Annotated in this window: 7 protein-coding genes; 2 read left to right on the forward strand and 5 right to left on the reverse strand. The window is 61.9% G+C overall.

What is annotated here, in order from left to right:
• Positions 1 to 86: 86 nt before the first annotated feature.
• The 4 genes from ACVWZA_RS07355 to ACVWZA_RS07370 form a co-directional block, all read right to left on the reverse strand.
• A complete protein-coding gene (locus ACVWZA_RS07355; RefSeq protein ID WP_457310516.1) occupies positions 87 to 737 on the reverse strand; it encodes a hypothetical protein in 651 nt (216 codons plus the stop codon).
• 394 nt (positions 738 to 1,131) lie between these two features.
• Positions 1,132 to 1,764, reverse strand: coding sequence for a hypothetical protein (locus ACVWZA_RS07360; RefSeq protein WP_457310517.1), 633 nt, complete (start codon positions 1,762 to 1,764; stop codon positions 1,132 to 1,134).
• 526 nt (positions 1,765 to 2,290) lie between these two features.
• Entirely contained in the window at positions 2,291 to 2,674 is a 384-nt protein-coding gene (cueR, locus tag ACVWZA_RS07365) for a Cu(I)-responsive transcriptional regulator (RefSeq protein ID WP_457310518.1), read from the reverse strand.
• Positions 2,671 to 4,941: a heavy metal translocating P-type ATPase gene (locus ACVWZA_RS07370; RefSeq protein ID WP_457310546.1), complete on the reverse strand. Its 2,271-nt coding sequence runs from the start codon at positions 4,939 to 4,941 to the stop codon at positions 2,671 to 2,673. The genes cueR and ACVWZA_RS07370 overlap by 4 nt, the downstream gene beginning before the upstream one ends.
• 490 nt (positions 4,942 to 5,431) lie before the next feature.
• Between ACVWZA_RS07370 and ACVWZA_RS07375 the strand changes: the two genes are divergently transcribed.
• Both ACVWZA_RS07375 and ACVWZA_RS07380 read left to right on the forward strand, forming a co-directional pair.
• Positions 5,432 to 6,586, forward strand: a complete 1,155-nt coding sequence (locus ACVWZA_RS07375) for a hypothetical protein (protein WP_457310519.1) — start codon at positions 5,432 to 5,434, stop codon at positions 6,584 to 6,586.
• A gap of 306 nt (positions 6,587 to 6,892) precedes the next feature.
• Entirely contained in the window at positions 6,893 to 7,525 is a 633-nt protein-coding gene (locus tag ACVWZA_RS07380; RefSeq protein WP_457310520.1) for a tyrosine-type recombinase/integrase, read from the forward strand.
• A 219-nt stretch (positions 7,526 to 7,744) separates the two neighbouring features.
• On the opposite strand, the gene ACVWZA_RS07385 is transcribed toward ACVWZA_RS07380, so the two are convergent.
• Positions 7,745 to 12,121: an NACHT domain-containing protein gene (locus tag ACVWZA_RS07385; RefSeq protein ID WP_457310521.1), complete on the reverse strand. Its 4,377-nt coding sequence runs from the start codon at positions 12,119 to 12,121 to the stop codon at positions 7,745 to 7,747.
• Between the last annotated feature and the right edge of the window lie 282 nt (positions 12,122 to 12,403).

The raw sequence follows: 12,403 nt of genomic DNA on the forward strand, positions 1-12,403 counted from the left end.
ACTGTCGCCGGAAACCACCGGAAACCTTGCTGGAGGCTGGACCCGTGAATGCTTGTGTTTGCCTGTTCGACACGGCCTCACGTGCCTCAAACAACATATGGTTCTGTTACTCCCGAGATCAGCAGAAAACCGCAAATGGCCACTAGCATCGCTACATTCCAGCGCCGCGAGCGCACCGTGAGCAGCGCGATGAACAGCCCCAGGATCGAGAATCCGCTGACCATGTAAAGCAACTCCGCAATGGCATTCATTGGGCCTGGTGCCACCTCCGGTAGCGGGTGCATCGCGTCCAGCACGACCACGCCGATCCAGCTCGCGACGTTTGCCGCCAGCAGCCCGCCGATCACCAGCCGGTTCTGCTTGTCGTACCAGTCGTCGAAATCAGGCCATTCCTCCGGCGCGTCCGGAAAGATCAACGTCGCCGCGAGATAATACACACCTACCATCGCCAGCACACACACCAAGGTAGTATAATTCGCGCCGATCTGCTCGCGCGCATCCCAGGCAAGCAGCCAGAAACTGGTCAGATCGAGCATTACCAGTACGCCGAGCAGCGGCGTCAGCCACCCGATCCGCACGGCGTTCGTGCCTCGCTTGAGCTTCAGCGCACGCGAAAATCCTCCCAGCACCTCCGCGATCGCCAAACCCAGCAACAGGCCATAGACCGCGAACACCAACTCAAATGGACTCATCGCGCTTCCCCCTTGATCCAGAAACAGGTGCCCCGAACCTGCCACCGCAGCCGTTGACCCCGCATAGGGTCGCACGAGCAGGCCAGCTTAGCGTAGGTTGACAATAGTCTGGAAGCGGCCCGTTTTCCAACCTCCGCGAGCAGACGTTCAGCCCGGTACTTCAAATAACGGCAGCTTTCGGGTTCAGGCTGAGCAACGGCGAATGACGGGGCCTGGGCGCTTAGCCGCCGACCAGAGGTTTTCACGGGAGGTCCGCTTTCGCGCTGGCCGCCTCGACCCATAGTCGGCCGTTCAGGTCAGTTGTGCCGCTTGCCGACAGCGGCCGTCCGTTCAGATAGTGGGCCGACCGCTCTTGGAGTGCGCGATAGCCGATCGGAACGGCTTGCTCGGGTGGGAAGCGATCGTCCCTTCCGCTTCTCCTCGAAAGGGCGTCTTGCGATCAGTCTTGCCCCTGCCAGGCGAATCGACCGTCCGAAATGCGCAGTGTCCCGGACTGAGTCGAGTTGTACGTGATCGCAATGACGTCCGACTGAACGGCGCCCGCTCGCACAGCGGTTCCGATGTAACGGATCATCGCGTGGTTGGTGCGGTACGGATCCAGACCCGCATCGGCGAGCGGCTCTACATCCCAGACAATTTTCCCATCCGGAGCGATGGCCGTTACACGCCGTCCATCCCGCCCCACAAAGAACAGGATGTTGGATCTCGGATCCTTGTAGGTCAGGGGGCGTGGCAGCGTGTCGAAGGAATCCTGCACACCTCCAGCGATGGCATTGAGCGCCAGGCACGGATCGCCCCGCAACGTCGTGGCTCTATGCCATTTTCCTCCCTGCAGTCGGTAACCAAACACTTCATCGTAGAGCGCTGGCAGGTAGGACTCGACCCAGACGAACCAATTCTCTCCTGATCGACCCGCGAGCACCAGACGTCGCACGGGCAGGGTGACGACGCGCGATGGTGAAGGGCTGTTCCCGATAGCGTCCAAGCTGAAATAGGGCTGACCGATATCAGCCAGGCGACCGCCCGACAGCAAATCCTCGCGCACTTCATCGGGCAAGGCGCTCAGGTCCACGGCAAGCCTTGTCGCTGGCGGTGTCAAGCAAGGCGGCGCACTCCGCGCCGGGACGGGAGCGGCGGCAAACAGGAGTATAGCGAACACGCTCGTCATTTTCATTGCTGATCTCTCACCACGGCGGCATCTTCTACCTCACCCTAGACGCCAGCTCTCGCACTTCGCAACGGCGGCAACTCGGTCGGGCCCCGCCCGGCAGTCTCGCGGCGGTGACGACCCATTCCCGGACGCTCGCGGGCTCTTTGGACCCGCCCAACTTCGGCCGCTCGTTCATGTCGAAACAGCGCCGGTCGAAACGGCTTGGTTTGGGACTTATCTGCCGTTCGAAGTGGCAGCGAAGGACGGCCGCTATTACTGCAAACGGACGAACCATCCGTCCCTGCGTGACCTGCGCAAAAGCGAATATCGAGGCCGGTTGCTGATCGGTTGCTCCTGGGCCGGCTAAGCAAGAAGTTGCCCCGGGGCAGGTGTTACAGCCGTTCGGTTTTCACCCTCGCGGCGGTCAAATAACCCTTAGCTGTACAACCTACTCGGCCAAATGTTCGATGATAGGGCAATCGGGCCGATCATCCCCGTGACAGGACTGAGCAAGTTCAGTGAGTGATCGGCGCATGGCTTCCAAAGCGCGGACCTTGCGGCCCAGTTCGGCAGCGCGCGATTGCGCTAAGGCCTTTACTTCGGCGCTCGACCGCGCGCGATCCGACCAGAGTCCCAGCAGCGTGCGGATTTCGTCTATCGGAAATCCTAGGTCGCGCGCGTTGGCGATAAAGCGCAGCCGATGAACATCGGGCTCCGAATAGTCACGGTAGCTCCCGCGCCGGGGCGGCGCAGGCACCAAACCAATTTTCTCATAATGGCGGATCATGCGTTGGGAGACGCCGCTGGCGGCGGACGCCGTGCCGATGTTCATAGCTTCACCGTGTTCAGCCGCAGCGCGTTGAGGACCACGGTGAGGGACGAGAGTGCCATCGCCGCACCGGCCAGCATCGGCGAGAGCAGAATGCCAGCCACGGGGTAGAGCACCCCGGCCGCGACGGGCACGCCGATCCCGTTGAACAGGAACGAGAAGAACATGTTCTGGCGGATATTCCGCATCGTAGCGTGTGCTAGCTTGCGCGCGCGCACGATCGCCGAGAGATCGCCGCGTGTGAGCGTTATGCCGGCGCTTTCGATCGCCACGTCCGTTCCCGTGCCCATCGCCAGACCAACATCGGCGGCGGCAAGAGCGGGAGCGTCGTTAATCCCGTCGCCCGCCATCGCAACCTTGGCACCGCTCGCCTTAAGCTCGCCGATGATACGCGCCTTGTCTTCCGGCCGCAGACCGGCGCGCACGTCGTCGAGTCCGCCGACGGTGCGCGCGACCGCATCCGCGGTCGTTTGATTGTCACCAGTCAGCATGATGACGCGGAGCCCCTGCTGGCGAAGTGCGGTGATTGCCTCCCCGGCGTTGGCGCGCACCGGATCGGCGACCGCCAGCAGACCGGCAAGAGCGCCATCGATCGCCACCAGGATGACGCCTGCACCGTCGCCGCGATAACGATTGGCTGCTTCATCGAGCGGCTTGGGATCTGCGCCGACCCGGCTCATTTGCGCGGCGTTCCCGATGACGACCGAGCGGCCATTGACCGTGGCGCTGACACCTAGACCGGTTTGCGAGGCGAAGTCCGTAACCCTGCCGAGGTGCAATTCTCGATCCTTGGCGGCAACGACAATCGCGTGCGCGAGCGGGTGTTCGGATTGCCCTTCGACGGCCGCGGCAAGCGCTAGCATGTCGTTCTCTACGACCGCGCCGATCGTCTGGACCGCGATGAGCTTAGGCTTCCCTTCCGTGAGCGTGCCAGTTTTGTCGATGACCAGCGTATCGACCTTCTCTAGCCCCTGTAGCGCTTCCGCGTTCTTCACCAGCACGCCGGCTGTCGCGCCACGTCCTGTGCCGACCATGATCGACATCGGCGTGGCGAGCCCGAGCGCGCAGGGGCAAGCGATGACGAGCACCGCGATGGCGTTGAGCAGCGCATGGCTCATCTGCGGCTCAGGACCGACCAGCGACCACACCACGAACGTCGCGATAGAAACCAGAACGACCAACGGGACGAACCAGCCAGACACCCGATCGGCGACCGCCTGGATCGGGGCACGGCTGCGCTGCGCGTCCGCGACCATACGGACGATGCGCGCCAGCATCGTATCCGAGCCGACCGCGCGGGCTTCCATGACCAAGCTGCCCGTGCCGTTGACAGTCCCCCCGGTGACGGCAGCCTCGACTTCCTTGAGGACGGGCGCGGGCTCACCGGTGAGCATGGATTCATCGACCGAGGAGCGTCCCTCCACTACCACGCCATCGACGGGTATCGCATCGCCAGGGCGAACGCGCAGCCGATCGCCGGCCGCCACGTCAGCAAGGCTGACTTCCTCCTCGGACCCGTCCGAGCGCAACCGGCGCGCCGTCTTGGGGGCAAGATCGATGAGGGCACGGATCGCGCGCCCAGTCGCAGCCCTGGCACGCAGTTCAAGGACCTGTCCGAGCAGCACCAGCGCCACCACCACCCCGGCCGCCTCGTAATAGACCGGAACCACACCTCCGTGCATTCGGAAGGTCGGGGGAAAGCTGCCAGGCGCGACCGTCGCGACCAGGCTATAGAGGAAGGCGGCACCGACCCCGATCGAGATCAGCGTGAACATATTGAGATGGCGGGTGCGAAGCGAGGTCCATCCTCGCTCGAAAAAAGGCGAGCCCGCCCACAGCACGATGGGGGCGGTGAGCGCGAGCTGTACCCACGGTGATGCGGCAGGATTGACGACATGGATGCCGAGCATTTCGGCGACCATCGAGATCGCCAGCAGCGGCACGGCGAGCACGCCCGCCACCCACAGCCGGCGCGTGAAATCGACCAGTTCAGGATTGGGGCCATCGTCGAGCGACGGTTGTTCCGGTTCGAGCGCCATGCCGCAGATCGGGCACGTCCCCGGTCCCTCCTGACGGATTTGCGGGTGCATGGGACACGTCCAGATAGCCCCCGGCGTCGCTGTTGGCTCGGCCTCCGGCTTGGCGCCGAGATAGGCATCAGGGTTGGCGACGAACTTGGTCCGGCAACCGGCGCTACAAAAATGATAGGTTTGTCCGGCGTACTCGGCATGGTGCGCCGTTTTCGCGGGATCGACCGTCATCCCGCACACCGGGTCCGTGACCGTCGCCGCGCTATCGGCGGCCTTGCCGCCAGAGCAGCAACCGCTCGTTTTGCTGGTTTGTTGTGCCGTCACTTGTGCATTCGAGCAGCAGGACGAGGGCGCAACAGCCGCCTCCGCCGCTGCTTTGACCGAACAGCCGCAGCCCGTTGCATGGGATCGGGTTTGTGGGTCGTTCATGACATGAAACTCCTTCGACCCGAAAGCATGTAGGGTCTGACATCGTGTCAGGGTCAAGGCCTATCCGATGCGATGGTCAACTATCGGAATCTACGCGGCGCAGGCGGTTATGCATTCAATGCAAAGCGCTACTGGGCTGCCTCGGGCCGAACCGTCGCTGTTGCCAGCTCGCGTTGATGGCGCTGCGCCGCCGAGCAGCTCGCTCAACCGTGGCCAGCACCACAATGGGCCTTCCCGCACGAATTGACTCGTGCGCTGTCCACGATCGGTGACAGTCGCGGTTCCGCCAGCGGAGCTACGAATGTCTGATCCACACCCTATGAACCGAAATTGGCGTTTACGCCTGTCCGCGATGACCACGCCGCTGGCGTCGATCTTTGGCAGCGGGTTTCTGGTCATCGTCTCTGTACTGGGCGGCAGCGTCGGACCGTGGTCGGCACCGGCGATGGCGGGGATCTGTGCGCTTGCCTATGCCGTTGGCTCGGTCATCCGCCACAATATCCGCCATGCCGAACCTTTGATCGCAGCCGACAACACGCCTCGACCTGTCGCAATCCTGTCGACGGTCGCCCAGCTTGCATTGATCCCTGCCTATGTAATATCGGTCACGCTCTACATCCGGATACTGGCCTCGTACGCGCTCGGCTTTGCCGATATGGATAACCCGTTTGCGGAGAAGGTACTGGCGACCGGCGTGATCAGCATCGTGCTCGTCCTCGCGGTGACAAAGGGGCTGCGCGCGCTGGAGTCAGCTGAGAAATGGGCGCTCGCAGGCACCGTTCTGATCATGCTGCTTATGCTCGGCGCATTCGGAGTCTACGACGCTCAAGTCCTCGCGACACATGGCATCATTCTGCCCACTGTGCCGGGCACCGACGCCTGGCATATCGTTACGGTACTCGCGGGTACATTGATCGTCGTTCAGGGGTTCGAGACGACACGCTATCTCGGCGACCAGTTTGACGCCGAGACTCGCGTCCGAGGCTCGCGTGACGCGCAGATCGTCTCGAGTGCGGTATATATATTGTTCGTGGCCAGCGCGACGCCACTATTTCATTTTCTGCCCCGCCAGGTCGAGGACAATGCGCTGATGCAACTCGCGGGAATTGTTGGGATCTGGCTCACCTACCCGCTGGTGTTGATCGCAGTGTTCAGTCAGTTCAGTGCTGCGGTTGCTGACGCGATCAGCGGATCTGGCAGTCTCATCGAGGTCTCTCGACGCACGCTTTCCAAGCGCACGACTTATGTCCTCATCTGCAGTTTTGCCATCGCGCTATGCTGGGCCACGACAACCTTCACAATCCTGGCGCTCGCTTCGCGCGCGTTCGCCTTCTATTATCTCATGCAGTGCCTCGTCGGCATCGCAGTCTCGAAAAAGCTCGGAAACAAAGCGCTCTTTTGCCTGATCGCGCTAATCCTCGCGTTCGTAACCGCATTTGCCACGCCTGTTGGGTAAACACGACAATATCGACATTCCGACTACGCGGCCTGCAAGCGCTTGGATTAAGGGTCGACGGGATACTTTGGGCTCAGGTGGCGAGCCCCTTGGAGCCCAAATCGGGCGCGTCCGCTTGCGAGGTTCGCGTCATTCGAACAGCTGGTTCCGTCGGGATCGGACGTTCGTCAGTTATCGCGCCAACGACCGGTTCTGGTCGCTTCCTGCCGACGGTAAACCGACTGACTGCCCCCGAACCATGTCTCTCAACGGCTGCTTTACCGCACCTGTCTACCGTGCCAGCACCCGAGTAAATGGAGGAGAGTGATGGGCCACTCGTCGATCGACCCTGCATTTCACGAGCTTCGGCCGTGGAATGAAGGCCGCGTGCTGGGCGCCAAGCGCGCACTCAAACCGCAGCAGGTCTGGGCGATCCGCTTCTGGCTCGATCAGCATAGCCGCCTGCGCGACCGAGCCCTTTTCGATTTCGCGATCGACAGCAAGCTGCGTGGGTGTGATGTCGTCAAGGTTCGCATAGGTGATATCGTCGCTGGCGGCCGCGTCCGGGATCGCGCCATCGTTGTGCAACAAAAGACAAAGCGACCGGTACAGTTCGAGCTGGTCGAACCTGCACGCAAAACGCTGATCGCCTGGCTCGAGCGGCGCGGCGGCACGCTCAACGACTACGTCTTCCCAAGCCGAAACGACTACATGGCGCATATAAGCACCCGGCAATATGCGCGGCTCGTGCGAGAGTGGGTGACCGGTATCGGACTTCAGGCCGAAGATTATGGTACCCATTCGCTCCGACGAACGAAGGCTTCCATCATCTACAAGGCAACCGGCAATCTTCGAGCCGTCCAGATATTGCTCGGCCATGCCAAAATCGAGAGCACCGTCCGCTATCTCGGCGTCGATGTGGAGGACGCCCTCGAACTCGCCGAACGTACCGAGGTCTGACGATACGACGACCCAAAGGCAGACATTTAGACCGCCCGTCGCGCGCGCCGAAGCCGGACGTTAGTTCAGGTGTTGCCCTTCGTCTTAAACTGGGCCGTTAACTGACTGACGGCTCTTGGTCGCTCGGGTGCGAAAGCGGACGTCCGTGCGATTGACACACGAGCGGCTGGGATCTGGCCGCTAACAGATCGCCCGCTGTGTGGCCTTTGCATTCCAAGTTTACTGGATGTCGTCGGCATCAGAGTCAGGCGTCAGGATTGGCCACACGCGACCCGAAAACAAGTCGGGATGCCGCGGCTCCGCCTCGGGCGCACCATATTGGTCTCGTAGCTTGTCGATGGCGACTAAAGCTCGGGAGGCCGGATCGGCGAAACCACCGTCCGTGGTCAGCGCCAGCAAATTCTGGCGCAGCGCAATAACCGGCACAGGAACGACGTTATAAGCGTTCTGCCAATACTCGGACGGAACATGGCTGGTGGCGAGACTTTCGAGCGAGCGCCACCCGACGAACGACCGACAGGTCTTGAACTCCGTCTCCACAAGCAAAACCACATCCTCTACTTCGGGCTGTTCACTCAGTGCATGCGCGAGCAGCTCCAGCGGCTCGGTCAAAGGACCGTTCGTCAACAGATCCCGGACATAGCTTCGAACTTCCTGGTGCTCGGCGATCAGGCCGCCGATATCGTGCTGCGCGCGCCATCCGTCATGGCCCTTGCCTTTTAGCGTGCCATTCACCGTTAGATTGATGAGACGAAGCGCAGACGAAACTGTGCCGAGTCCGAGCACCGTCTGGCGCCAATGATAATCGCGGTAAAAGCGCTCGTCATCCTCCGCGAGGGCAAACAACGCCGCCTCGGCGTTGGCGGACGCAGGGGCGTTCCCCAGCCCCCGCATCATCTCCTCCAGCAAATGCGGTGTCCGCTGCGCGTCTGGTATCCCGCGCACGATCGAGGTGATTTGGGCAAGCGGCGTTGCAAAGGGCAAAAGCCGAAACCAGTCCCGAAGCTGATAGGCGTCGCTCTGATGCAGGATCCAGGTCTCTTTCTTGGCGGCCTCGAACGTCGCCGCGATGCCGTCCGCGACGAGTCCAATGTCAATGCCTGCGCCTGAAAGAACCAACGACAACAGGAGGCTTGCACGTGCCTGCCGGGGTGCGAGTGCCAGGAGCCTCAAGATGGCGGCGGCGCGCAAGCCATGCGGGAGTCGCGCGCCGACTACGCCGAGTGTGACAGCCCTTAATTTCTGTTCGTCGCTGGTACCCTCCGCAAGCAGCTGATCGATCGCGTCGAAAATCGCGTCTGCTGGCGCACAACTGGCTGCCGGATCAGTGGCACGGGCTGCGCGGCGGGCGGCGACACCCAGGAAATCCACGCCGCCACCAAACTTTCGATCGCCTTTGGGTTCGTTTGCATCCGTCCAATGTTCGGCGAGTATCCTGGCGGCAATTTCTCCGAAATGCTCGTCCTTCAGATAACGAACCATAAGCACGTCCGTCTCGGGTGCCTTGGTCGCGGCAAACGCCCATTGGTACCCGTGCATCTGGGGATTCTGCGCTTCGGTTACGACATCTCGGTCCTGCCATCCGCTCGCTGTCGCCGCTGCGCGAAACGCAGTGTATCGGCGCAAATTATCATCGAGCAGCCGCTCAAGGATTGGCAGCAGCGTTATCGAGGGTACACGGCTGATCAAGGTTGCGATCGTTACCTTCTGCAACCGCGTGGCGCTTTCGCTCGCAAGCAGGCGTTCTCCCCAATCTTCCGCCAATTGTCTGACCACTGCCAGATCAGCCTCATTGAACGGCCTAGCGCGCTCATCATCGCCGCTCTCACCGCGCGTGCAGAGCTCGGCAAGCGCTGCAATTTCAGCGCCGCTCGCGCTATCGGCGCGGGTTACCACGGCCGCGACCAAGCTGCTTCCTGGCGTGTGGGCAATGCGGTCTTGCAGCAAGATACACCGGTCGCATATCGCCTGGTCGACCCTGCCGTCTGCGTCACGCCGGCGAGGGAGCAAATCAAGATAAGCGGCGATGAGCCTCGCCACGGATTGCGGGCCAAGAACAGATGCGGCGGCCTCAGCGCGGTCGTCGTGACGTTCCGAATCGCGAAGCACAGTCTCGAGCAGCAACTTGTCTTCGGCGACGATTCCCGAAGCGGCAAGGATGTTGTCGACGCCAAAGAACAGGCCCTGACCCTCGCGAATGCGACGAAGCAAACCGTCGGCGAACGCCTGTGGGTAGCGACTGCGGAGTTCGTAAAACAGATGCTTCTGGCTGTCGTCTTTACGGTCAATGGCCAACTCAGCAACCAGGTCGCTGACCTCGGCGTTCAGGCCCTCCTCGCCGCCCAGTTGGAGGATTGCGGTCAACCTGTCGCGCGGCGTCGCTGCCGATACGAGACGCCGCGCCTGCGCGGCCTCCAGGGCCCGCCGTAAGCCCTCGTCCGCAACATCATCGAGATGACCTTTCTTGGCGAGAACGTCGAAGGTTGCATCGTCAGCGCCGCGCAGCAGATCGACGATGTGCCGGTCGGCGCGTCGGAATGACAGAGCGTCCGCGATAAAGGCCTTCTCCTCGGGACCGCCATCTCTTTTTGCGACGGCGGTAGCCAAATCGAGGCCGTCCATGCCGCTGTGCAACGCGATTTCGTGAAGAACATTCATGCGGATCGCTGGCGCGAGACCGACGAGCAGATCTGCGGCGTCGGGCCCAAGCACGGACGGTCGGAATCGCCCCGCGGCGCGAAGTGCATTTAGGTGAACCTGGTCGCTTTCATGCGTGAGAAGCGGCCAGAGTAGGTCGAGAAATTCATGCCTTCCTGAGGTGATCATGAAGCGTACCGCGCGATCAACCTTGCCGACTGCGTGCCACCGCCTGACAAAGCACAGAACGTCCGCACCTACGATGCTCCATACATCGTCGCTCGCGCGAAAGATCATTTCAGCAGCCAGGATTGGATCGACGTCGAAGGCAGCGAAGATGGCCACGCCACAGGCGGCCACATGCTCCGGATCCCCGCGCGCTGCACGCTCGACCGCGAACAAGATCGCCTCTGTCCAAGGGCGCCGATCGAGGATCTCTGCTTTTAGCCGATTGCGGGCCGCCAGGTCGCCGACCGACTGCAACATTCGGCGTTCAACCTCATGCGAAGCATACCATTCCTGGAACTGCTGGTGCTGGAAGGAATAGCCGGGTGTGTCGCCTGAACGTGTCAGGACGTGGTTGCTGACAAGCGTATCCAGCACCGTTTGCGGTTGCGCTGTGACGAAGGATATCTGCCCGTCACCGAGCAGCTGCTTCGCCGTTCCGTTCACGACCCCTCGCGCATTATGGTCGGAGATCGATGTATTTGCCGTGGTCGTCGCAAAAATCGCGAGTCCGTCGAGATAGTCCTTTTGGAGACCGCCCGCGACCTTCTCAAGGGCCGCAGCGTGTCCGGCTTCCGTTTCCTGGGCGTCAACAAATCGTCGGAGAACTTCCTCCTTGGTGTTCGGGAAGGGTGTGCCTTTCGGCAGCGACAACAGCGCAGTCAGATAGAGCGGGATCGTCACCAGTTCACGGACGCCTTCGGTGCGCCACGCCTGATCGACGAGCCGCTCACCTTCTTCGCCCCGCATGGCACGCGCGATCTCGAGTTGCTCCTCATCACCCAGAGGCACCAGTGAGATCCGGGTTCCCGAAAACGGAACGTCGAGTGCCTGTCTGCGCGTCGAGATGACCAGACCGAGCTCCGGCAGCTCGGCCTTCAGCCTTGCGACCTGGACGCGTGCACGTTCACGCGCGGCAACGTCCATCTCGTTCCAACCGTCCAGCAGTATGACGACGCCGGGTGTCGCCGCGACCGCGCGAAATTCGGATTCTGACACGCTGGCGAACGCCGGGCGCTGGAGGATCGACGGCAGCAACGGGCTGCCCTCGGTCGCCCAATCGCCCAGCGGCACGATAATCGCGGTCGCCGCGCCGATTTCCATGATGGCCTCGGCCACTTGAAAGATCGTGGTGGTCTTGCCCATGCCTGGGGCCGCGACCAGAATCAGATCGTCGAGCGACAAGACGGCCTTTGCGAGCCCCCCCGTGGTCAGCGGCATCTCCGATTTTTCGACCTTCAACGTCAGCGAGACGGCGGTCGCAGGCCATCTGTTCGTGTTGCGGAACACCGCGAGGTCAGCGCCGGCTGCCGCCTGAAGCCGAACATCCGGTCCGTCCGATTCGAGCTCGTTCATATTCGGGGCGAAGGGAATGTCGTTCATGACGCTCCGCCACGAGTCCTGATCGGTGAGGCGCTTCCACTCCCGCAGCAGCGCAACCGTGAACATCGGATCATTTGAATCGATCGCGCGCGCATGGAGCCGGCACAGCCAGATGCCATTTTCGGCCGAGCGCCGGGCCTCACTGGTCATGTTGGCGTCATAGCGTGGGCCGCCCGGCGCCGCGGCACAGATATGAGCAGCCTCGCCGATACTGATTTCACCAGCGCCATCCGATGCGGCGGCACTGGTCAGTCGACGGCACATCGGGTTCGAGCAATGGCTGCGTGCTTGCCGTTCAATCGCGCGCCTCGTGGCCGCGGTAAACTCATCTCGGCTTTTGTTGCTGGCCATCGTTTGTTCGAAGTGCTCGTTTTATTGTTCTGCCTTCCTTGGCCCGACATGCCTACACCATCGGCAAGCCGTTACGCAGCCAGATTAGGTTGCCGAAAGGCAATCGAACTACAGGCTACTACGCTAGTGGATTGATCGGAACGAAGGAGTCCGTTTTAGGATTCCCATGGCGGCTGCGGCATGCGACGTTGCGACATGCGCACTGGTATCACGATTGAGGTTACATCCTCGGATAGAGTTCGACTTGCGGCGATCGTCGCGGCGCGAGGTTCGCCGCAAAAG

The organism is Sphingomonas sp. UYAg733 (assembly GCF_054057355.1).

Coding starts and splice junctions, on each gene's coding strand:
- ACVWZA_RS07375 (WP_457310519.1), top strand. CDS start 5,432: ATGTCTGATCCACACCCTATGAACCGAAATTGGCGTTTACGCCTGTCC.
- cueR (WP_457310518.1), bottom strand. CDS start 2,674: ATGAACATCGGCACGGCGTCCGCCGCCAGCGGCGTCTCCCAACGCATG.
- ACVWZA_RS07385 (WP_457310521.1), bottom strand. CDS start 12,121: ATGGCCAGCAACAAAAGCCGAGATGAGTTTACCGCGGCCACGAGGCGC.
- ACVWZA_RS07380 (WP_457310520.1), top strand. CDS start 6,893: ATGGGCCACTCGTCGATCGACCCTGCATTTCACGAGCTTCGGCCGTGG.